Below are 21,610 nucleotides of genomic sequence, written 5' to 3' on the forward strand. Positions count from 1 at the left end.
CCCGACTGTGATCTGAGTCACTTTATGCGGCATCCCTCCGGCCGGCGACCGCACGCGCCGGAGCCCGATGAGGCCATCCGACGTGACACGCGCGACAATGGACCGGATCAGGCTGTCGAGCAGCACCCGCGGAGCCAAGGAGTCCAGTGAGCACCACCGTCGACCGGGCCCCGGCCCGTAGCGCCACCCGAGACCTCGCCCAGATCGCGGTGTTCGCCGCTCTCATCGTGGTGCTGGGCCTGCCCGGCCAGATCAGCATCGGTTCGGCGGGTGTGCCCATCACCCTGCAGACGCTCGGCGTGATGCTCGCCGGCTCACTGCTCGGCTGGCGCAAGGGCGCCCTGTCGGTGCTCGCGGTCATGGTCATCGGTCTCGCGCTGCCCGTCCTCGCGGGCGGCCGCACGACCCTGACCTCGCTGGCCGGCCCCACCGCGGGCTTCCTCATCGGCTGGATCCCGGCGGTGATCGTGATCGGTCTGCTCACCGCGTGGATCATGCCGCGCTACCGGCTCGTCCCGGGACTGCTCATCAACTTCCTCGGCGGCATCGTCGTCATCTATGCCGTCGGGGTGGCCGGCATGTTGCTCCGCACCGAACTGACGCTCGGCGGTGCGATCGCCGCCAACACGGTGTTCCTGCCGGGTGACCTGGTCAAGGCGGTCGTCACGGCGATCGTCGCGACGCAGGTCCACAAGGCACGTCCCGGCCTGATCGCGCCGCTGCGCCGGAAGTGACCAGCACGGAGATCCGCTTCGACGGGGTCGGCCACACCTACGGTGACCGGACCGTCCTCGCCGACGTCGACCTGACCCTCACCGAGCGACGCATCGGGATCGTCGGCGTCAACGGCGGCGGCAAGTCGACGCTCGCTCGGATGATCAACGGTCTCGTGGTCCCCACCACCGGGACGGTCACCGTCGACGGCCTCGACACCCGCCGCAAGGGCGCGGCGATCCGCCGCCGTGTGGGCTTCTGCTTCACCGATCCGGACACCCAGATCGTCATGCCGACCGTGGAGGAGGACGTCGACTTCTCCCTGCGCCGGTCGGGTCTGAACCGGGAGGAGCGACGACGACGAGTCGCGCAGGTGCTCGAGACCTACGGCCTGGCCGGCCATGCCGAACATCCGTGCCACCTCCTCTCCGGGGGCCAGAAGCAGTTGCTGGCCCTGGCCGCGGTGTTGGTGATCGAACCCGCCGTGGTGGTCGCCGACGAGCCCACGACCCTGCTGGATCTGCGCAACCGGGCGCTGGTCGCCGAGACGTTCGCCGGGTTGGAGCAGCAGCTCGTGGTGGTGACGCACGACCTGGACCTCGTCGCCGACTTCGACCGCGTGCTGGTCGTCGACGGCGGTCGCGTCGTGATCGACGACGCCCCCCGCCCCGCGCTGGCGGGCTACCGGCGGATCGCGCTGGATTCGGGGCCGGGGGCCTAGGTGTTCGCCACCTATCAACCGGGGAACTCGCTCCTGCACCGACTGCCGGCGGGGTGGAAGATCCTGCTGGTGTGCGTGCTCATCCTCGTCGCCACCCTGGCGATACGCGAGCCCTGGCACGTGCTGCCCGCCCTGGGGGTGACCGCGGTCCTCTACGCGATCGGACGGATCCGTCCGCGAGCGGCGTGGGACCAGGTCCGCCCGGTGCTGCCGATGCTCGTCGCGATTCTGGCACTCCAGTGGATCGTCGCCGACCTCGACACCGCCCTGCGGGTGTGCGGCGCCCTGCTCGTCGCGATCACCGTGGCGGGCCTCGTCGCCCTGACCACCCGCGTCTCGGACATGCTCGACGCCGTCACGCGGGCCGCCCAGCCGCTGCGGCACGTCGGTGTCTCACCGGACCGGATCGCGCTGGTGTTGGTACTGACCATCCGCGCCATCCCCCTGCTCGCGCGTCGGCTTCGCCAGGTCACCGAGGCCCGCAAGGCCCGCGGCCTGGGCATGTCGATCCGCGCGCTCGTGGTGCCGACCGTGCTCGGCGCGCTCACCACCGCCGACCAGTTGGGCGACGCGTTGGCCGCCCGGGGCGTGGACGACTGATCACCTCCGGCGCCACCTCAGGACGAGTGGTGTCGGTGTCGCGTGCCACCATGAACTCGTGTCCGCACTCGCGCGCTACCTCGCGTTCTCCCGCCTCGGCGCCGAGTCGCCTGCTCTGGCGCTGCTGCGGAGCCAGCTGTGGCCGTTGATCGTCGCGGTACTGAGTGAGGTGTTCGAGGGATCGTCCAGGCGTGTCCCCTCGTCCGAGTTCTACGAGTTCCTGGACCGGACACTGACCGCCGTACGCGATGTCGGCACGGAGGCCCCCGGCACTGCACAGTCCTATGTGCGTACCTGGGTGGACGCCGGATGGATGCTCCGCCGGCCGGGGACTGCCGCGACGGGTGAGACGCTCGAGCCCACCCAGGCCGCGCTGGTGGTGATGGACTTCCTGGGCGGCCTGCAGACGCCACGGCGCGGGCTGACCGTGTCCCGGGTGGAGACACTCACCCGGCAGTTGGAGGATCTCGCCCGCGAGACCGATCCTTCGGTCCAGGGCAGATTGGCCGCCCTCCACCGCGAACGGGACCGTATCGATACCGCCATCGCCCGTGTGGAGGAGGGTGAGGTGGATCTCGCGGGCCCGGAACGGGTCGCGGAGAAGGTGTCGGAGATCCTTCGGGGGGCGGACGACATCCCCGCGGACTTCGCCCGCGTCCGCGCTGAATTCGACTCACTCAACCAGGATCTTCGACGTCGTCTCCTCGACCAGGACGGTGCCCGCGGCGACGTCCTCGACGCAGTCTTCGGCGGGGTCGACCTCATCGGTGACTCCGAGGCCGGCCGTAGCTTCTCGTCCTTCTACTCGGTACTGCTCGATCCCGAGCGCTCCGCCTCCGTCGACACCTGGATCGACGACATCCTGAGTCGGCAGCAGGTCACGGGCCTTCCGGCGCCCGCCCGACGCGGCCTCCGCGGACTGTTCGATGAGATGGAGACCGCTGGCGCCGAAGTCAACGGGGTGCTCACCTCTCTGTCACGCAGCCTGCGACACTTCGTCACGACCGACGCCTACGTGGAGCACCGGCGGATGCTGGCCCTCATCCGGTCCGCTCGCGCCTCCGCGGCCGAGGCCAGCACCGCACGGGCCGTACGGCCGAACACTAGGATGTCCGTGCCGCTGCGCCGGATCGGCATGTCGGTCCGCTCGGTCGGGGCGCTTCGCCTGCGGAACCCGGGCGAGGAACGAGTTGCCACGGAGGTCACGCACCACGACGAGGGGTCGGCGGACCTCGGAGCGCTCACCGCTCTCGTACGCGCCTCGGAGATCGACGAGACCGAGCTTCGCGCGCACGTGCGCGACGTGGTGACGAGGCGTGGCCCGTCATCGATTGCCACGATTCTGAGCGAACACCCGGCCACCCAGGGAGTCGCCAGTATCGTCGGGCTGGTGAATCTGGCCATGGCCAGACGGTCCACGGCCCCTCCCGGTGAGGCGACTGCGACCGAAACCGTCAGGTGGACTAGTGGCTCCGATGCCGTCCGCAGCGCCCGGATCCCCACACTGGTCTTCACGGCCGATCACGTACTGGAGGACGACCTGTGATGACCCCCGACGTGGGCGGCTCCGACGTTCCACCCGACATCGAACAGGCCGAGCAGGGATTGTGGCCCGGCGATACCGGGACGCTGTCCTTCGCCTCCCGACGAGCGCTGGCCAGGTTGCTCACCGGCCCGCTGGTCCACGCCCACCGCCAACCGGAGATCTGGGCGGCAGTGATCTCCGACGAGCCCGCCCTCCGGTCGCGGCTGGCGGACGTGTTCCTCGACCTCGTGCTGGACCACGACGCCGGGATCGCGTTCACCCGGCAGGTTGACACCGGCGGCCGGGTCGAGGTTCCCGCTGTGCTGCGAACGGAGACGCTGTCCCATATGGACACCGTCCTGCTCCTGCACCTGCGGTCCGAATTGTCGGTGGCGCAGCCGGGCGAGCGGGTGATCGTGGATCGAGAGGACGTCGCCGAACAGATCGACGTCTATCGCTCGGTCATCGACTCGGACCGGACCCGGTACACGCGCAAGTTCGACGCCTCCTGGAATCGGCTCAAGTCCTACTCGCTGCTGTCCGACACCGAAACCGAGAACCGCGCGGAGGTCTCCCCCGTGCTCCGTCACCTGTTCGACGCCGACGTGGTCGCAGGGATCCGCGAAGAGTACCGTGCCCTGATCGAGGCGCGCGACGGGTCTGACGACCAGGACGAGACGTTGTTCGACGACGACGAGGGCATCAATGATGACTGAGGCTCTGCAGCTGTCCGGCGCGCCCGAACACCCCGCCCAGATGCGGCTGTCGCGGATCCAGGTGTGCAACTGGGGAACTCTCGACGGCTACCACGACGTGAAGGTGCCCAGGAAAGGATTCCTCGTCACCGGCGGGTCCGGCTCCGGCAAGTCCACCCTCATCGACGCCGTCTCCGCCGTACTCGTGCCGCCGGCGAACCTGCGGTTCAACGCCGCCGCCCAAGAGGAAGCCGGGCGGGGCTCGGGACGGACCCTGGTGTCCTATATCCGCGGTGCCTGGCGGCGGGGTGCCGACGCCGAGTCGGGTGACCTCGCGTCGGTCTACCTGCGGCCCAAGGCCACGTTCTCTGCGATCGCCCTGACCTACTCGGACGGCACGGGGCACAGCGTCACCCTGCTTCTGATGCTCTACCTCCGCTCCGGAGACAACTCCGCGACCGGGGTCAAGCGTCTGCACGGGATCGGCGAACACCCGTCCGACCAGCCGCTCGAGCTCCCGGACCTGTTCGGTTACCTCCGCAGCGGTATCGACAAGCGCGCGCTGAAACGCGAGATGTCGCACGTGCGGTTCCACGACAGCTACTCCGCGTTCGCGTCAGCGTTCCGGCGCCGCCTCGGCATCGCCTCCGAGTCGGCCCAGCTCCTACTGCACCGGACCCTGTCCGCGAAGTCCCTGTCCAGCCTCGACCAGCTCTTCCGCGACTTCATGCTGGACGTCCCGGGCACCTTCGCCGTCGCGGACCGCGCGGTGGAGCAGTTCGCGGAGCTTCGCCAGGCGCACCGGTCGGTCGTCGACGTCCGCGACCAGATCGCGCACCTCAGTCCGCTGGCGGATCTCAAGGTGTCGAGAGACCGGTTCCGAGACCGGGCCGCCGAGCTGCACGCCGAGAGCGAGTCCTTCCCCGCGGTCCAGGCAGCCGTCACGACGGAGCTGGTCGAGGAGGAACTCCGCGCAGCCCGTGGGGCACTGGTGGCCGCGGAGGCCACCGTGGCGTCCGCCCGCGACCGTCTCGACGCGGAGCGGCTGATGACCGAGGATCTCCGCGCCCGGCTCAGGGGCAGCGCCGGCGCTGGCCGCGACGAGCTCGCCCGAGAGCTGGGCCACGCCCGCGACCGCGCCGCCGACATCTCGGCACGGCGCGAGCGGGCCGCGGCGGACCTCGGGCGCCTCGGAGCGTCTCTCCCGTCAACCGCCGAGGACTTCGCGGAATTGCTCGCGGATCTCGAGCGGGAGGAGGCGGACCAGGAGGCCGAGCGGGAACGCGACCGAGCGACCCTGCGCGACGTGGCCGGTTCTCTCAACGAGGAGCAACGCTCGCTGGACCTGGCGCAGGCGCAGCTGACCGCTCTCCTCCGTCACCGGTCGAACATCGACTCCCGGTTGTTGGCCGCCCGGGAGCTCATCTGCGAGGCCGCGGGCGTCAGCGCCCGCGAGCTACCCTTCGCGGGCGAGCTCCTCGACGTGCCGCCCGAGCATTCCCGCTGGCGGCCCGCCATCGAGCGGGTCCTGTCCGGATTCGCCCGCACGATGCTCGTCCCCGATCACCTGTACGTCCGGGTCGCCGCCGCAGTCGACTCGATCCACCTCGGGGCACGTCTGGTGTACGAGGTGGTCGACCACGGCGACGACTCCGCGGCGCGGCGCAGCGGGCCGGACAGTCTGGTCCGGAAGGTCCGGCCGGCCCGCGGGCCGTTTCTTCACTGGCTCAACCGCCGGCTCGCCACAGAGTTCGACGTCGCCTGCGTGGAGACCGCGGCCGAGCTACAGGACCACCCCAGGGCCGTCACTCTGAACGGCCTGATCCGGCGCGGCGCCAGGTACGAGAAGGACGACCGGCGGCGGATCGACGACCCGGCGGCCTTCCAGCTGGGCAGCATGGACGATGCCAAGGTCGAGGCCCTCACCGCGCTCCGCGACGAGATCTCGGCACGTATCGAGGCTCATGAGCGCCGGTGGAGCACGCTCGACTCCCGCGACGCCGAACGTCGCGCCCGCGGTCGCGCGGCCTCCGCACTCATGGGGCTGCGGTGGGAGGACATCGACTCGACGACCGCGCAGCAGCGCGCCGAGGCCGCCCACGATCGTCTGGAGCGGTGGCGTCAGGAGCACCCCGAGGTCGCCGAGATGGAACGTGCACTGCGTACTGCCGAGGAGGACCAGACGCGCGCCCAGGACCACTACGACTCCGCTACCGGCCACCGTGCCGTGGCCGCGAGCATCGTGGTGGCCCTGGAGAACCGGCTCGCCGAGCTCGCCCGTCAGGCCATATCCGAGCTCGACGAGGCGGCGGCCCGCCGGATCCGCGAACGGCTGTCGACCGCGACCCGCCGCCTGAACGCGGACAACGTCCAGGACATCTGCCAGCTCACCGAGCGCGCGATCGCCACCGAGCAGGCGTCCACTGCGGCGGATCTGCAACGTGTCACGCGACGGATCGACACGATCCTCGCCTCGTACCTGGAACTCTGGCCGGCGAAGAAGTCGGACCTCAGGCCGGATTCGGAGTTCGTCGGCGAAGCCGTCGAGTGGCTCGTCCAGCTGCGGCGCGACCGACTGGCCGAGTTCGAGGACCGCTTCCTGGGGCTCATCGGTGACATGCAGACCCGCAACCTGGGTGAGCTCGCCCGCCGCATCCGCCGCGCACGCTCGGAGATCGAGAGCAAGATCGGGCCCGTCAACGACTCCCTGCGACGGTCCGAGTTCCAATCCGGCCGGTGGCTGCAGATCCAGGTACGCGATCGACGCTCCGAGACCGTCACGGACTTCCTCGGTGATCTCGAGAAGGCGGTGTCCGGTGCCCTCGACAAGCGAACCGTCGACGCCGCCGAGGCCGGTTTCGCGGTCATGTCCAGGATCCTGGACCGACTCGGTTCGGCCGAGGCGGGCGACCAGCACTGGAGGAAGACGGTGCTCGACACCAGGCGGCACGTGGGCTTCATCGGCGTCGAGGTCGACGAGTCCGGGGCAGCCACCAACTACCACGACTCGTCCTCGGGGCTCTCGGGCGGACAGGCCCAGAAGCTGGTGTTCTTCTGCCTCGCCGCCGCGCTGCGGTTCCAGCTGGCGGAGGTCGACGACGACGTGCCCCGCTACGGGACCGTCGTCCTGGACGAGGCGTTCGACCGGGCCGACCCCGACTACACCCGGCGCGCGATGGACGTGTTCACCGACTTCGGGTTCCACATGGTCCTGGCGACCCCGCTCAAGCTGCTCCAGACCCTGGAGCCATATATCGGGGGCCTGGTAGTGGTGGGGAACGAGGACGGCAGTCGGTCCCGGATCGAACGAGTCACCTGGGACCGGGGCTGACATGACCGCCCGGACGTCGCCACGTTCACCCGACGACCTCGTACGTGCCTGCGCCACCCGATTCAACCGCCGCTACCGCGATTGGATCGCGCACCCTGGTGAGGGAACCGCCGACGTCGTTCGCGTCACCACCGCGGCCCCTACCGCGACGCGAGCCGCCGAGGACCCCTCCCGCACCTCGGAGTGGATCGAGAGGTGGCGGGACGTCGAATCCGGCTGCGACGGTCCCGATGTGCGCGTCACCTGGGCGGACCGCCGACTGCCCGGGTTCGGGCTGGTCGCCCTCCCCCAGAGCGCCGAGGTCCGAGGCGCCGACGCGATCGCTCGGATCGCCGGGCAGTCCGACCGATGGAAGGAATTACGCCGCCGGGCCGGAGACGTGCTGAAGCTCGGTCCCGACCCCGAAGCGCTCGGGCGTGCCGCGGCCGCCACGGCCCCCCTCTGGGAGAAGCTTGCCGACCGGGACATGGAGCGACTGCTCGCCGTGTGTCGATGGGTGCTCGAGCATCCCACCGAGGGGCTGCGAGCTCGCGAAGTCGCGGTTCCCGGCGTCGACACCAAGTGGATCGAAACCCGCATCAGTCTGGTCGAGCAGCTCGTCGACGCCGCCCGGTCGGGTCGCGACAGCGCAGCGCACGACGAATCGACGATCGTCTCCGGGCTGGGACTCAAACGCTCCGACCTCCGCGTCCGGATGCGGATCCTCGACCCCGCGATCCCCTTTCCGCTGCGCGATGTGGAGAGCCCGGTCGATCAGCTGGCCGAGCTCTGGAACGACGGAACGGGACCGCAACACCTCGTCGTCGTCGAGAATCTCACCACGTTCCTCGCCCTCCCGCCTCTACCCGGCGCCGTCGCACTGTTCGGGCGGGGATTCGCAGTCGACGCTGTCGCAGCGCTGCCCTGGGCCCTGACCGCCCGCATCATCTACTGGGGCGACCTCGATTCGCACGGGTTCGCGATCCTCGACCGACTCAGACACCACGCCCCCGACGCGATTAGTGCACTCATGGATGTCGACACGTTCTCCGCCTGGCGACAGTTCGCCGTGACCGACCCCAGGCCCACCCGTGCTGCGCCCACGCGGCTCACCCCGGACGAATCCGCTGCGCTCGAGGAATTGACAATCGCCGGGGACCTCCGACTCGAGCAGGAACGAATCCCCTGGGACTGGGCCATATCGCATCTCCGCGCAGCCTGGGAGTGACCCGTATCGTGGGGCCATGTCCCGACGCACCCGGAATGCCGGCCGCGACGACGCCGCAGCGAGCTCTCCAGCCGAGTCTTCTTCCCCCCGGTCCTCCGCTCTCGTGCCCACCACGACGGAGTCGAAGGAGGTCGCGCTGCGCTCGGCCCCGCTGTCCAGCCTGGCAGGGTCCGCGTTCGGCGCCGTGGCCGCGGTGGCGCGACTCGCGCGCCCGAAGGCGCTGCACCCCAAGGGTGTGATCGCCGAGGCCACGCTGAGCGTGACCGGGGTCGGTCGCACGGGGTCGTCCCTGCTGGACGTGACGGGCCGCTGGCCGGCGACGATCCGGTTCTCCCGCGCGGTGGGGCTGCCGGACGCGGTGCCCGATATCGGCGGGATGGCCGTCCGCATCCACGCCGAGAGGCCGGTGGACATCCTGCTGGCCAGCACCGGCACGGGCCCGCTGAGCCGGTACGTCCTCACCACGGGCTGGCGCACGATGGGCCGCACCATGACGTCCATGTTCCCGGTGCTCATCGCCGGTCGCCCGCTCCTCCTGGCCGCGATCCCCACCGGCGACGGCGGCACGTGGACCCTGCAGCACGCCACACCGCTCGGCAAGTGGAAGACGCTGGGCCGGATCACGGTGGACTCGTGGGAGGACGACGACGAGAACCTCCACTTCGATCCGATCGGGAACCGTCTGCCCGGGTCGCGCTACCCGAATGTCCTCAGGGCGCTGCGGGACCCGTCGTACCCGCCCGCCGACCGCGGCGCCTAGGGCCGATCAGCACTCCGCGGCGCCGCGCCGCCAGTACCCCATGAACGCCACGGCCTCCTTGGGCACCCCGGCGGCGTCCACGGCGAGGCGGCGCATGGCACGGACGAGCCCCGCCTCTCCGGCGAGGAATACATACGGCTGGCCGGCGGAGACGGCGGTCGCCGGCTGCCACTCGCGCTCCGCGGGTCGGCGCCCACCCAGGACGGTCCGCACACACTCGTCGCCCAGGTCCAACACGCCCGCCAGCCGACGGGCCACCGCGGTGCCGGGCTCCCCCTCCCTCGGCAGCACCGTGACGAAGTCGGGAGCACTCTCTGCCAATGCCACGGCATCGCGGTGGGTGGGCACCTCAACGATGATCTGTACCCGACGCCGCGTCACCGAGCCGGCTGTGGCCCGTTCCGCGGCGAGTTCCTCGGCGATCGCCAGCAGCGCCGGCGCGGCGGTCTCGTCACCGGCGCACACGACACGCTCGGCGCGGCCGGGCGCCCAGGCCGCCCACGGCGCGTGCCCGCGCCCGGGTCCGGCGATGTGCACGGTGTCGCCCGGACGTACGGACCGCGCCCAGGCGGATCCCGGCCCCTCGTCGCCCCCGGGGTGGACAACCATGTCCACCGTCAGTGCGGGAACATGTTCCCCGTCCAGTTCGACGGTGTCCGCGCGGCGGACGGTGTAGGTGCGCATCCAGCCACGTTCGGCCTCGGGCAGAGCGAGCCAGTCGCGGATCGCGTCGGCGTCGGGGATCGCTCCGCCGCCACCCGGCGGGGGCACGATGACCTTGATGTAGGCATCCCGGACGGTGCCCGGGTCCACCACGTCGGCGGACCACCGCAACAGGCCGGGCCCGGCCACCACGAGGCGGACGAACGACTCCCCCAGCAGACGGGCGTCGATGACGCGGGTCTCCGAGACGACGATCGGTGCCTCTACGGCTATAGCGGTCATGTGGTCCCCTTTCGTCGTCCCCGGGGCAGCACCACGGGGTGGCCGGTGGCCGGATCGGTGATGATGTCGGCGTCCAGGTCGAACACGCGACGCAAGGTCTCCTGGGTGATCACCTGACCGGGCGGGCCCGCGGCGACCACGCCGCCTTCGGCGACCGCCACCAGGTGATCGGCCACCCGCGCGGCCAGGCTGAGTTCGTGCAGCACCGCCACCACGGTGCGGCGGCCGGTGCCGTGGTCGCGGTGGCCGGCCGGCAGCGGCAGGTCGCGTACGAGATCCAGGACGTCGAGCTGGTGCGCCAGGTCGAGGAACGAGCACGGTTCGTCGAGCAGGAGGGTGGGAGTGGCCTGGGCCAGAACGAGTGCGACCCAGACGCGTTGCCGTTGGCCGCCGGACAGCTCGTCGACCCGCCGGTGGGCGAATTCGGCGGTGCCGGTCATCGCCAACGCCTCGGCCACGGCCGTGTCGTCGTCGTCGCCCCCTCCCCACCACCGACGGTGCGGGTGCCGGCCGCGCGCGACGAGCTCGGCCACGGTGAGACCCTCCGGCACCAGCGGGGACTGCGGCAGGAACGCCACGGACCGCGCGTGCGCGCGGGCCCCGACCTCGGACAACAGGTGCCCGTCGGTCTCGATCGACCCGGACAGCGGACGCAGCTGGCGCCCCAGGGCCCGCAGGATCGTGGACTTGCCACAGCCGTTGGCACCGATGAGCACGGTGGTCCGTCCGGCGGGGAGATCCAGGTCGAGGTCGCGGATGACGGGCTCGGCTCCGTATCCCAGGGTCAGGCCGCGCAGGCGGAAGGCCGGGTCGGGTTCGGGGCCGAGGTCCATGGGCAGGGCCGGGGTCACGGACGCGACGGGCGCGGGGATGCTCATCAGGCCACCTTTCTCGAACGCAGGAGGATCCACAGCATGGCGGGGGCGCCCAGTGCGCCGGTCACCACGCCGGTGGGCAGGTCGACGGTGCCCAACGCCTCTGAGGCCACGATGTCCGCGGCCACGACGATCACGGCGCCGGTCAACGCCGCCGCCCCGATGCGCGGGCGTCCGCGGCCGAGCGCGGCGGCGACGGGAGTGGACAGCAGGGCGACGAACGCGAGCGGGCCGGCCACCGCCGTCGCGGCGGCGGCGAGCAGGCTCCCCACCCCCAGCGCGGCAGCACGGGTGGGGACCGGGCGGGACCCGAGGCCGACGGCGAGCTCGGGCCCCAGCTCGGCGGGCCGGAGCGCGGCGTGCAGCCACATCCCCGGCGGGAGCAGGACCACCAGCGCGACGGCGAGCCAGGCGATGCGCTCCCCCGACGCCCCGGACAGCGAGCCGACGGTCCACACCGCCGCTTCCTGGGCTCCGGTCAGCGGGAGCCGCGCGATGAGCTGGGTGACCACCGCGGTGCCGAGGGCGGCGACGGCCACACCGCCGAGCAGGAAGCGTTGGCCGACGATCCCGGTGCGCCGACCGGCGGAGGCCGCCAGGACGATCGCGAGCGCGACGGCGGATCCCAGCAGCGCGGCGGGTACGACCCCCACGCCGCGCAGCCCCCACAGCGCCATCCCGGCCACGGCCCCGGCGGAGGCGCCGTGGGAGATCCCGAGGATGTCTGGACTGGCCAGGGGGTTGCCGAGGACGCGTCGGAACAGCGCGCCGGACGCGCCGAACGCCAGGCCGGCGAGCGCGCCGAGGACCGCACGCGGCAGCTTGTCCTCCATCACCACGAACGTGGCACCGGGGATCGTCGCCCCGCCGAGGATGGCGACGAAGTCGGGGATGGTCACCATGTAGCGACCCAGCAGCACGCGAACCGCCATCACCGTCACCAGCGCGACCGCGAGGCCGACGACGACGAGGCCCGCATGCCTGCGGCGGCGGGACGACAGGTGGCTGACGATCTGCTCGGTCTCGGCGAGCTCGGTGTGGGTCGAGGCGCCACTGGCGGGGCCGGCCGTTCGGTCGAGGACGTCGGGGCTCACGAGCCGCCCACCCCCCGGTTCGCGCGGAGCAGGGCGATGAGGAACGGCACACCGATCGCCACGGTCATCACCCCGACGGCGATCTCCCCGGGCGGGGCGACCACACGCCCGACCGTGTCCGCGAACAGCAGGACCACCGGCCCCACGATCACTGACAGGCCCAGGACGACGCGGTTGCCCACCCCCACCAGCCGCCGCAGCAGGTGCGGCACGAGCAGTCCGAGGAAGGCGATGGGGCCGGCGAGCGCGGTAGCGACCCCGGACAGGATCACCACACCTGCCAGAACCACGGCGCGCCCGACGACGGGTCCCACTCCCAGCCCGCGGGCCAGGTCGTCGCCGAGCGCGAGGGCGTCGAGGGTGGCCGCGCCGGCCAGGACGAGGGCGAGCCCCAGCAGGATGAACGGCGCGGCGGCACCGATCTCGGGTGCGGACGCGCGGGCCACCGAGCCCAGGCCCCAGAAGCGGAACCGGTCGAGGACCCCGGGAAGGGCGATGACCAGCGAGGAGGTCACCGCGGTACACCCTGCGGTGACGGCGGCCCCGGCGAGGACGAGTCCGGTGCCCGAGTCGGCTCCGAGTCGGCCGGCGCCGACCACCAGCATGCCCGCGGCCAGGGAACCGACGACCGCGAACAACGCGACGGCGGACGGGCCGGCGGCCGGCGCGAGGGCCAGCCCCAGCACCACGCCGAGCGCGGCGCCCGCGGTGAGCCCGAGCAGGCCCGGGTCGCCGAGCGGATTGCGGGTGGCGCCCTGGAGCCCGGCGCCCGCCACAGCAAGCGCGGCCCCCACGAGGATCGCGGTGATCGTGCGGGGAACCCGGGCGGCCACCACCACCTCGTCCATCCCGGTACCCGAACCGGGGGCGAGGGTGGCCATGAGGTCACCGGCGAACACCTGCGACGGGAGCGCCGCCAACACCGACCACACCACCGTCGGGTCGACGGATCGCGCTCCCACGAACAGCGAGAGTGCCACGCCCGCGACGAGCAACGTCGACGAGGCCACCGTGCCGATCACGACACGGTGGCGCCGCTGCACGGTCGGTACCGCAGGCACCGCCGACCCGCCCGCCGGGAGGACAGGCGGGTCGGCGGTGCTCGTCGCGGGGCTGGTCACGCTTCTCAGGCCTGCTCTGCCGCCGCGATGATGTCGGGCACGACGTTCTCCAGCGCCCACGGCAGGCTCAGCGGCGACGAGGCGGAGATCGAGAGCACCTGCTGCTCGTCGGTCTGGACGACCATCCGCCCGGCCTCGACCGCGGGGATGCGCCCGAGCAGCGGGTCGGACTCGATGGCCTCGCGGACCTCCGGGGAGGTGGCGTAGGTGACGAGGATGTCGGACACCAGCTCGTCGGCGCGCTCGGGTGACCAGGTCACCGCGAACTCCTCGGGCGAGCCGCTCGAGGCCTCGGCGACGACCGGCGCCTGGACCATCCCGAGCTGCTCGAGGAAGCGGGGGCGGTTGTCGACGTCGGTGAAGGCGTAGATCTTCTCCGCCGCGTCGGGGTCGACGGTGCCGTAGATGAAGGTCGTGTCGCGGATTCCCGGGTTGTCCGAGGCGACCTGATCGATCTGCCCCTCGACGTCCGTGATGAGCTCCTCGGCGGCCTCGGAACGACCGAGGGCCTCGCCGATCAGCCGGGTTGAGTCCTGCCACGCGGTGCCGAACGCGACGTCGCCCTCCGGCATCGCGATGGTGGGGGCGATCTTCGAGAGGGTCTCGTACTCCTCCTCGGTCATCCCGGAGTAGACACCCAGGATGAGATCCGGCTCGAGGGCGGCGATCGCCTCGGTGTTGATTCCGTCGGTCTCGGAGTACAGCGTCGGCATGTCACCGCCGACCTCCTCCAGCTCCGCGTCGAACCAGTCGGTGGACCCGTTCGCGTTGGCGCCGAACGAGTTGCGGGGCATCCCCACCGGAACCACGCCCAACGCCAGGGAGACGTCGGCGTTGACCCAGGAGATGGTGGCCACCCGCTGGGGCGCCTCCGGGATCTCGGTCTCGCCGTAGGCGTGCGCGATGGTGCGGGGGAACTCGCCCTGCCGCTCGACCTCGCCTCCCGCGCCGGCGTCCCCGCCGTCGCCGACGGCGCCGGTCGAGCACCCGGCCAGCACGGCCAGGAGCGCCGCGAAGGCCGCGAGGGCCACGAGGACCGCCCGGGCCCGAGGGAGCGCGGGGCCGTCAGGTCCGTCGAGCGTCAGCCGGGATCGTGTAGCGGGTGCGGTCATGGGGTCTCCGTCTGGTGTGGAACGTCGCCCGGCCCGAAACCGACCCAGGCGACTTAGGCTTGGCTTACCTTGGTGGGCGTCACCGTAGCGGGAGCCGGACCCTCAACGCAACAGCTACGTCAAAGATTTCCACTTCACCTGTCCCGCAACGTGATTCATGTCACTCTACTGTTGTTTAGGTAAGCCTACCCTGCATAGCGTTCGGTCGTGCCACTGTCCCCGAGTAGGTCGGAGTACCCGTGAACGATCCATTGTTGAGCAGCCGGAACCGGGAGGCCCACGCCGCCGCCCTGGCTGCCGCGACCGCCGAGGTGAGCCGGTATCTCGACGGTCGGACCACGCCGCGCTCGTCCGCGTCGCCCTCGACGTTGGCAGCGCAGACCGCCGCCGTCGATCTCGCCGCACCGCTGGGCACGCTGGACAGGGCACTCGAGGAGGTTCGGGAGCTCTACCTCGACCACGCCGTCGGCTACCACCACCCGCGCTACCTCGCCCACCTCAACTGCCCGATCACCATCCCGGCGGTCGCCGCCGAGGCACTCGCGACATCGGTCAATACGGCTGTAGAAACCTGGGACCAGGGCACGTCGGCGTGTCTGATCGAACAGAGGCTCATCGACTGGGTCACCGGGCTCATCGGTTTCGACGCCAGTGCTTTCGACGCCAGTGATCTCGACGCCAGTGTTCTCGACGCCACCCCCCGCCCGGACGGCGTCTTCACCACCGGCGGTACCGCCTCCAACCTGCAGGGCCTGTTCACCGCCCGCGAGGACCGTCTCGCCCGACCGGCCCCCGGGCGCCGGGGTGCGGGGCGGGACGCGGACCGCGGCGCCCGACTGTCCCGCCTGCGCATCGTCACGGGCGAACACGCCCACCTCAGCGTGGTCAAGGCGGCCCGCCTACTGGGACTCTCGCCGGATGCGGTCATCACCCTGCCCGGAGACGGCGACCGGATGGACCCCGCGACCCTGGACCGCACCCTGTCCGCGCTGGCCGACGCCGGGGACGAGGTCGCGGCCGTCGTCGCGCTGGCCGGCACGACCGACCACGGCGCGATCGACCCGCTGCGGGCGGTCGGTGGCATCTGCCGCCGCCACAACGTCTGGCTACACGTGGACGCCGCGTACGGCGGCGGGCTGCTGGTCTCCCCCACGCGCCGGGACCTGCTCGACGGGATCGGGCTCGCCGACTCGGTGACCGTGGACTTCCACAAGACGTTCTTCCTGCCGGTGGCCGCCTCGGCGCTGCTGCTGCGCGACGGTTCGGGCTTCCGCCACTCCACCGTGAGCGCCGACTACCTCAACCCCGCCGACGGCGACGACCACGCCGTGGACAAGTCCCTGCAGACCACCCGCCGTTTCGACGCCCTCAAACTGTGGATGACGCTCCGAGTGATGGGCGCCGACGGCATCGGCCGTCTACTCGACGAGGCGATCGACGTGGCCGCCCGGATCGGCCGGACGATCGAGGCCGACCCGGAACTCGAGTTGGTGCGGCGCCCGGCGCTGTCGACGGTGCTCTTCCGGCCCCGGCCCGCGGTGACCGCACCCGACCGTCCCGTCACCGGCAGCGCACTCACTGACGACGAGGCCGACGCCCTCGTGCGCCCCGTCCGCGACGCGCTGTTCGCGGAGGGACGCTCGCTCGTCGCATCGACGGTCGTGGACGGCCGGCCCTGTCTCAAGCTGACGGTCCTCGATCCGAACCTCGAAGACGAGGACGTGGCCGTCGTGCTGACGGACGTCCGCGACGCCGCTCGCTACCTCGCCGAGGGGATACGCGAGGCCACGACCGCGGGGGTGCTGACGTGAGCACTGACCTGGGCTCCTCCCGTGTGCACGACCTGCTCGGCGTCGGTATCGGCCCGTTCAACCTGGGCCTGGCGTGCCTGGCCGAGCCGCTGGGTCTGGACGCGGTGTTCCTCGATTCCCGCGACGGTTTCGCCTGGCACCACGGACTCATGTTCGACGACGCGACCATCCAGGTGCCGTTCCTCGCCGACCTGGTCACGTTGGCGGACCCGACCTCGCCGTATTCGTTCCTCGCCTACCTCAAGCAGGTCGGGCGTCTGTACGCGTTCTACATCCGTGAGAATTTCCAGCCGCTGCGCGCCGAGTACGACGCCTACTGCCGGTGGGCTGCCGAGCGGGTGCGCGGCCTGCGCTGGGGGCGGGAGGTGGTCGACGTCCGACGGGAAGACCAGGGACGAGAGGGACCGGGCGACGACGACGAGGCCCCCGTCTACCGTGTCACCGCCCTCACCCGCGAGGGCACCGAGACCTATCGCGCCCGCCACCTGGTGCTGGGGATCGGCACGACCCCGTGGTCGCCGATCGACACGGGCCCGCTCGACGGTGGCGGCACGGTGGCTCTCCACGCCTCCGACTACCTGCACCGGCGGGAGGAACTGCTCTCGCTGGGGTCGGTGACCGTGGTGGGCAGCGGCCAATCGGCCGCGGAGATCTACTACGACCTGCTCTCCGCCGCCGCCGGCGTCGGCCCGCGCGTCGACTGGGTGACACGCTCGCCACGGTTCTTCCCGATGGAGTACACCAAGCTCACACTCGAGATGACGTCACCGGATTACGTCGACCACTTCCACGACCTGCCCCCTGACCAGCGCGACCGGATGCTGCGCGAGCAGCGTTCGTTGTACAAGGGCATCGACGCCGAGTTGATCAACCAAATCCATGATCTGCTCTACCGCCGTTCGGTCCAGGGCCTGGACACCGGGCTGCTGGCCGCCGCCACGGCCCTCGACGGTGCCCGCCGGGAGGCCGGCCCCGCCACCGCCACCGCCACCGCCTCTGCCCTGCGCCTGGACCTGCACTGCACCGACACTGGCAGGCAGTGGACCCATCACACGGAGGGACTCGTCCTCGCGACGGGTTACTCCCCCACGCCGCCGCGGTTCCTCGACGGGATCGCCGAGGAGATCGACAGGGACGGCCGCGGGCGCTACCGGGTGGCCCGTGATCACACCGTCGACCGCGCACACTCCTTCATCCATGTCCAGAACGCGGAGGAACACACCCACGGGCTCACCGCCCCGGACCTGGGCATGGGAGCGATGCGCAACAGCATCATCCTGCGCGGGATCTGCGGCCGCGAGGTCTACCCGATCGAGTCGTCGATCGCGTTCCAGCAGTTCGGCGCCCCCACCGCCCGGCACCAGGAGGCACGATGAACACCAGCACCGTCCACACCAGCACCGTCCACACGCCAGCCGGGTTGGTCACCCTGGAACCACTGGCCCTCGACCACGACACCGTCCGCACCCTGCACGCGTGGCTCGACCATCCCGGTTCCGCCTACTGGGGTATGCGGGGTACCACCCCGGCGCGGGTCGAGGAGTTCCTCACCGACTGGTCGGCGAGCCCGCACCGGTCGGTGCACATGGTGCGCATCGACGGTCTACGTGTGGGCCTGGCCGTGTTCTACGACCCGGACGTCGTCGAACTCGACGGCCGGTACCCGCACGAGCCGGGCGACCTCGGGATGCACCTGCTCGTCGCGCCCACCCGCACGCCGGTCCCCGGCACGTCCGCGGCCGTGATGGGGGCCATCTGCTCGACCGCGTTCGAGGTGCCGCTGTTCGGCGCCCCGGCCCGCCGGGTGGTGGTGGAGCCGGACATCCGGAACACCGCCGTGCACCGGCTCAACGCCCGCGCCGGCTTCCGCGAGGAAGACCCCGTCGACCTGCCCGACAAGACGGCGCTGCTCTCCATCTGTCGTGCCGAGGCGTTCCGCGAGTCGGAGATCGGCCGGACGTCGATGCCGGTCTCGTCGTCGTCACCCCCGGTCACACCGCCACCCCACGCCCACCTCACCGGTCACGCCATGCGCCGCGCGCACCGCCACCTCTGCGCCAAGGCGCTGGCCGAGTTCTCCCACGAGCGGCTCCTCGCGCCCACCCGCTCCACTCACACCGACGCCGGCCCCGACACCTACGAAATACGCGCCGGCGACGAGCGGTGGACCTTCCGCGCGCGGGTGCTGCCGCTGGAGCACTGGGCCATCGACGAGGCCACGCTGCACCGCGAGGTCGACGGCGTCCCGGTCGAGCCGGACGCGCAGGAGTTGATCCTCACCCTCGCGCCGTACCTGGGGATCCCCGGGTCGCTCGTGGGGACCTACCTGGAGGAGATCGCGGCCACGCTCGGCTCGGCGGCGTTCTGCCTGCATCACCGCGATCGCCCCGCACAACAGCTGGCGGAGGCGGGCCTGCAGGAGGTCGAGGGCGCGATGACCGAGGGTCATCCCGGGTTCGTCGCCAACAACGGCCGCGTGGGCCTGGGTCTGTCCGACCGTCACCGTTACACGCCCGAAGCCCCGTCGACCGTCCGCCTGGTGTGGCTAGCAGCCCGCCGCGGCCTGAGCCACCTGGCCACCGTCACGGGCCTCGACGAGCGCGACCACTACGCGCGCGAGTTCGGCACCGAGGCGCTAATGCGGTGCGACGACCAGCTGCGCTCGCTGGGCCTCGACCCCGCCGACTACCGCATCCTGCCCGTGCACCCGTGGCAGTGGCAGCACGAGGTCGCGGTGGCGTTCGCCCCCGATCTCGCGCGCCACGACCTGGTCCACCTGGGCGAATCCGACAGCGAGTACCGGCCACAGCAGTCCGTCCGCACCTTCTTCGACGTGACCCACCCCGAGCGCGGCTACGTCAAGACCGCCCTCGCCGTGCAGAACATGGGGTTCACCCGCGGCCTGTCGCCGAAGTACATGCGCGACACCCCGGCCGTCAACGACTGGGTGGCCGGGGTCGTCGCCTCGGATCCGGTGTTGCGCGCGCTGGATTTCCAGATCCTGCGGGAGGTCGCCGCCGTGGGCTACACCGGCGACGCCTACCACCGGGCGGCCGCGGCCGGGATCTCGGACGAGGGGCCGCACACCAAGATGATCGCGGCCCTGTGGCGCGAGAGCCCCGTTTCGCGGCTGGCCCCCGGAGAACGTGCCGTCACGCTGGCCTCGATGCTGCACGTGGACCTGCACGGGCGGTCCCTCGCCGTCGAGCACCTCGAGCGGTCGGGCCTGGACGCCCGCACCTGGCTCCGGGCGCTGCTCGACGCCTACGTGCTGCCCGTCGCGAGATGCCTGCTCGTGCACGGGCTGGTCTTCATGCCGCACGGTGAGAACGTGATCGTGGTGATGGGCCCCGACCACACCGTGCGCCGGGCGCTGTTCAAGGACATCGGCGAGGAGGTCGCCGTGGTGCGTGACCGGCCTCTGCCCTCTGGGCTCGAGCGGATCCGCCACGTGGTGGACGCGGAGACAGCCGCACTGAGCGTCCACACCGACGTCATGGACGGGGTGCTGCGCCACCTCGCCTCGATCCTCGACGTCGCCGGGGTGCTCGAGGCGGATCAGTTCTGGGACGAGACGCGGCAGTGCCTGGAGACCCTGGCTCCCGGCGGCGGTCGCGGCGGCGAGGGTCGCGGCGGCGAGGGGCACAACGGCGAGGACCACGACGGCGGGGACTACGACGGCCGGGTGCACGACGGCGAGGTGCACCGTCCCACCTGGGAGGCGCTGTTCGCTCCGCGGTTCAAGCACTCGTGTCTCAACCGCCTGCAGTTGCGTAATACGCGGCAGATGGTCGACCTGACCGATCAGGCCGGGTCATTGCAGTTCGCGGGGACGCTCGCCAACCCGCTCGTCTCCCGGCTGGTCCGGGACGACGACACGCCGGGCGAACCGCAGCGTCCCGCCCGCCCGGGCGCGGAGCCGGCGACGGTAGCGTCGACGGCATGAACGGACGGGAACTCCAGAAGTGCGCGGCGATGCGCGCCCGCGAACTGCCCGCGTCGACTCTGGAGTTCCCGTTCGGGCCGGACTTCGATGTGTTCAAGGTCCGCGGGAAGATGTTCATGTTCCACGCGGTCGTCAACGGCGAGCGTCAGGTGATCCTCAAGGCACTGCCGTCGGACTCGATGGCCCTGCGCGATGCGCACGCCGACATCACGCCCGGGTACCACATGAACAAGCGGCATTGGATCTCGCTGCACCCCGGCGGCACGCTGACCGCGGACATGGTTTTCGAGCTGGTCACCGAGTCCTACCGACTCGTGGTGTCGGGCCTACCCCGGGCACAGCAGCCCGTCGAACCGCACGCCTTCGGGCGCCAGCAGCGTTAGGTAGGCCGACGCCCACCACCCGGATCGACCCCGCCCCTTAGCCAGGGCCTTGGGGTTGGAGTCCGGGCGCGGGGCGCGGGGCGCGGAAGCCGCCTCAGTTCGCCGGAGTCAGCGCGGCTTCGGAGACAGAACCCAGTCGATCACCCACGGACCCCTCCACCGACTCGGTGGCGGACCCGGTGTCAATCTGATCCTCGAGCGACGCGCCGACCAGCGGCACACCGGACACCACCGCGCCGACGGAACCCTGGACGTCTCCCTCGAGCAGCGCATCCGCCGACTCGGCGACCGGGTTGAGGACCATGCAGATGACTCCCACCGGAACCTGCAACGGCACGCCCATCAGGTTGGCGGCAGCGCCGGCCGCCGAACCGAGATTGCACACGAGGGTGGCGGTGGAACCCAGCGGTCCGGAGGCGTAACCGGGCAGAGAACCTGTAACGGAACCGGGCAGCAGCTCGCCAGCCTCGCCGAGATAGCCCCCCTCGGTCTCCGATGCTCCCGGGAGGGAGTCGGAGCCGGCGGCTTCCGAAGTCTGGGCGGCGGCGGCCCCCGTAGAGAAGACGAGGAGCGCGGCGGCCACGGCTCCGGCACAGGTGATGGTCTTGGTCATGGAACGCCTCCGAGTTTGGGTCTACGGGGCATCCACCCCAAGCAATCAAGAAGAGTGGATCACACATTTCGCTGAAATGGGCGATCGGTGATTGCAATTCAATGGATAGGCCAGAAGCGGAACAAACCCTTGCCTGTTCGAATGTGTGTGCGTATCA

At 71.2% G+C, this 21,610-nt stretch carries 18 protein-coding genes; 12 read left to right on the forward strand and 6 right to left on the reverse strand.

All coding sequences use genetic code 11. The features are described 5' to 3' along the window. Positions 1-146: 146 nt before the first annotated feature. From Q2K20_RS09575 to Q2K20_RS09610, 8 genes are read left to right on the forward strand one after another with little or no spacing between them, the layout of a single operon-like run. A complete protein-coding gene (locus Q2K20_RS09575; protein ID WP_119191839.1) occupies positions 147-734 on the forward strand; it encodes a biotin transporter BioY in 588 nt (195 codons plus the stop codon). Further along, on the forward strand, positions 731-1,435 hold the full coding sequence (locus tag Q2K20_RS09580; protein ID WP_159148818.1) for an energy-coupling factor ABC transporter ATP-binding protein: 705 nt from the start codon (positions 731-733) through the stop codon (positions 1,433-1,435). Before Q2K20_RS09575 ends, Q2K20_RS09580 begins: the two co-directional genes overlap by 4 nt. Next, positions 1,436-2,035 (forward strand): energy-coupling factor transporter transmembrane component T family protein, encoded by a 600-nt coding sequence (locus Q2K20_RS09585; protein WP_096905600.1) that lies wholly within the window; start codon positions 1,436-1,438, stop codon positions 2,033-2,035. A gap of 58 nt (positions 2,036-2,093) precedes the next feature. Then, the gene (locus Q2K20_RS09590; RefSeq protein WP_317176778.1) at positions 2,094-3,581 is read left to right on the forward strand and encodes a DUF3375 domain-containing protein; all 1,488 of its coding nucleotides are present in this window, start codon (positions 2,094-2,096) and stop codon (positions 3,579-3,581) included. After that, positions 3,581-4,276, forward strand: a complete 696-nt coding sequence (locus Q2K20_RS09595) for a DUF4194 domain-containing protein (protein WP_269502661.1) — start codon at positions 3,581-3,583, stop codon at positions 4,274-4,276. The genes Q2K20_RS09590 and Q2K20_RS09595 overlap by 1 nt, the downstream gene beginning before the upstream one ends. Next, positions 4,266-7,586, forward strand: a complete 3,321-nt coding sequence (locus Q2K20_RS09600; RefSeq protein WP_269502659.1) for an ATP-binding protein — start codon at positions 4,266-4,268, stop codon at positions 7,584-7,586. The genes Q2K20_RS09595 and Q2K20_RS09600 overlap by 11 nt, the downstream gene beginning before the upstream one ends. Position 7,587: 1 nt before the next feature. Continuing rightward, a complete protein-coding gene (locus Q2K20_RS09605) occupies positions 7,588-8,793 on the forward strand; it encodes a Wadjet anti-phage system protein JetD domain-containing protein (protein WP_269502657.1) in 1,206 nt (401 codons plus the stop codon). A 16-nt stretch (positions 8,794-8,809) separates the two neighbouring features. Then, entirely contained in the window at positions 8,810-9,553 is a 744-nt protein-coding gene (locus Q2K20_RS09610; protein ID WP_317176779.1) for a phosphodiesterase, read from the forward strand. A 6-nt stretch (positions 9,554-9,559) separates the two neighbouring features. On the opposite strand, the gene Q2K20_RS09615 is transcribed toward Q2K20_RS09610, so the two are convergent. Genes Q2K20_RS09615 through Q2K20_RS09635 form a run of 5 tightly spaced genes read right to left on the reverse strand, consistent with a single transcriptional unit; the run spans position 9,560 to position 14,700 of the window. Then, complete coding sequence (locus tag Q2K20_RS09615) at positions 9,560-10,498, reverse strand: siderophore-interacting protein (protein ID WP_096905605.1); 939 nt, start codon at positions 10,496-10,498, stop codon at positions 9,560-9,562. Next, the gene (locus Q2K20_RS09620; RefSeq protein WP_313313321.1) at positions 10,495-11,331 is read right to left on the reverse strand and encodes an ABC transporter ATP-binding protein; all 837 of its coding nucleotides are present in this window, start codon (positions 11,329-11,331) and stop codon (positions 10,495-10,497) included. The genes Q2K20_RS09615 and Q2K20_RS09620 overlap by 4 nt, the downstream gene beginning before the upstream one ends. A 44-nt stretch (positions 11,332-11,375) precedes the next feature. Continuing rightward, positions 11,376-12,467, reverse strand: coding sequence for an iron ABC transporter permease (locus Q2K20_RS09625; RefSeq protein ID WP_317176780.1), 1,092 nt, complete (start codon positions 12,465-12,467; stop codon positions 11,376-11,378). Beyond that, on the reverse strand, positions 12,464-13,588 hold the full coding sequence (locus tag Q2K20_RS09630) for a FecCD family ABC transporter permease (protein ID WP_269502650.1): 1,125 nt from the start codon (positions 13,586-13,588) through the stop codon (positions 12,464-12,466). Before Q2K20_RS09630 ends, Q2K20_RS09625 begins: the two co-directional genes overlap by 4 nt. Positions 13,589-13,593: 5 nt before the next feature. Next, the gene (locus tag Q2K20_RS09635; protein WP_159148478.1) at positions 13,594-14,700 is read right to left on the reverse strand and encodes an iron-siderophore ABC transporter substrate-binding protein; all 1,107 of its coding nucleotides are present in this window, start codon (positions 14,698-14,700) and stop codon (positions 13,594-13,596) included. Positions 14,701-14,939: 239 nt separating this feature from the next. Here Q2K20_RS09635 and Q2K20_RS09640 point away from each other — a divergent pair, with 239 nt between their 5' ends. From Q2K20_RS09640 to Q2K20_RS09655, 4 genes are read left to right on the forward strand one after another with little or no spacing between them, the layout of a single operon-like run. Further along, positions 14,940-16,511, forward strand: coding sequence for a pyridoxal phosphate-dependent decarboxylase family protein (locus Q2K20_RS09640; protein WP_269529417.1), 1,572 nt, complete (start codon positions 14,940-14,942; stop codon positions 16,509-16,511). Then, a complete protein-coding gene (locus Q2K20_RS09645) occupies positions 16,508-17,887 on the forward strand; it encodes a lysine N(6)-hydroxylase/L-ornithine N(5)-oxygenase family protein (RefSeq protein WP_269502644.1) in 1,380 nt (459 codons plus the stop codon). Before Q2K20_RS09640 ends, Q2K20_RS09645 begins: the two co-directional genes overlap by 4 nt. Further along, complete coding sequence (locus Q2K20_RS09650) at positions 17,884-20,457, forward strand: GNAT family N-acetyltransferase (protein WP_269502641.1); 2,574 nt, start codon at positions 17,884-17,886, stop codon at positions 20,455-20,457. The genes Q2K20_RS09645 and Q2K20_RS09650 overlap by 4 nt, the downstream gene beginning before the upstream one ends. Next, positions 20,454-20,840: an MmcQ/YjbR family DNA-binding protein gene (locus tag Q2K20_RS09655; protein WP_269502639.1), complete on the forward strand. Its 387-nt coding sequence runs from the start codon at positions 20,454-20,456 to the stop codon at positions 20,838-20,840. The genes Q2K20_RS09650 and Q2K20_RS09655 overlap by 4 nt, the downstream gene beginning before the upstream one ends. Positions 20,841-20,934: 94 nt before the next feature. On the opposite strand, the gene Q2K20_RS09660 is transcribed toward Q2K20_RS09655, so the two are convergent. Then, positions 20,935-21,453, reverse strand: a complete 519-nt coding sequence (locus tag Q2K20_RS09660; protein WP_159149162.1) for a hypothetical protein — start codon at positions 21,451-21,453, stop codon at positions 20,935-20,937. Positions 21,454-21,610 lie beyond the last annotated feature (157 nt).

It is taken from the genome of Dietzia sp. IN118 (genome assembly GCF_032905965.1).
In the GTDB taxonomy this organism is placed as follows: domain Bacteria; phylum Actinomycetota; class Actinomycetes; order Mycobacteriales; family Mycobacteriaceae; genus Dietzia; species Dietzia kunjamensis.

Coding starts and splice junctions, on each gene's coding strand:
- Q2K20_RS09595 (WP_269502661.1), top strand. CDS start 3,581: ATGACCCCCGACGTGGGCGGCTCCGACGTTCCACCCGACATCGAACAG.
- Q2K20_RS09600 (WP_269502659.1), top strand. CDS start 4,266: ATGATGACTGAGGCTCTGCAGCTGTCCGGCGCGCCCGAACACCCCGCC.
- Q2K20_RS09605 (WP_269502657.1), top strand. CDS start 7,588: ATGACCGCCCGGACGTCGCCACGTTCACCCGACGACCTCGTACGTGCC.
- Q2K20_RS09610 (WP_317176779.1), top strand. CDS start 8,810: ATGTCCCGACGCACCCGGAATGCCGGCCGCGACGACGCCGCAGCGAGC.
- Q2K20_RS09615 (WP_096905605.1), bottom strand. CDS start 10,498: ATGACCGCTATAGCCGTAGAGGCACCGATCGTCGTCTCGGAGACCCGC.
- Q2K20_RS09620 (WP_313313321.1), bottom strand. CDS start 11,331: ATGGACCTCGGCCCCGAACCCGACCCGGCCTTCCGCCTGCGCGGCCTG.
- Q2K20_RS09635 (WP_159148478.1), bottom strand. CDS start 14,700: ATGACCGCACCCGCTACACGATCCCGGCTGACGCTCGACGGACCTGAC.
- Q2K20_RS09650 (WP_269502641.1), top strand. CDS start 17,884: ATGAACACCAGCACCGTCCACACCAGCACCGTCCACACGCCAGCCGGG.
- Q2K20_RS09655 (WP_269502639.1), top strand. CDS start 20,454: ATGAACGGACGGGAACTCCAGAAGTGCGCGGCGATGCGCGCCCGCGAA.
- Q2K20_RS09660 (WP_159149162.1), bottom strand. CDS start 21,453: ATGACCAAGACCATCACCTGTGCCGGAGCCGTGGCCGCCGCGCTCCTC.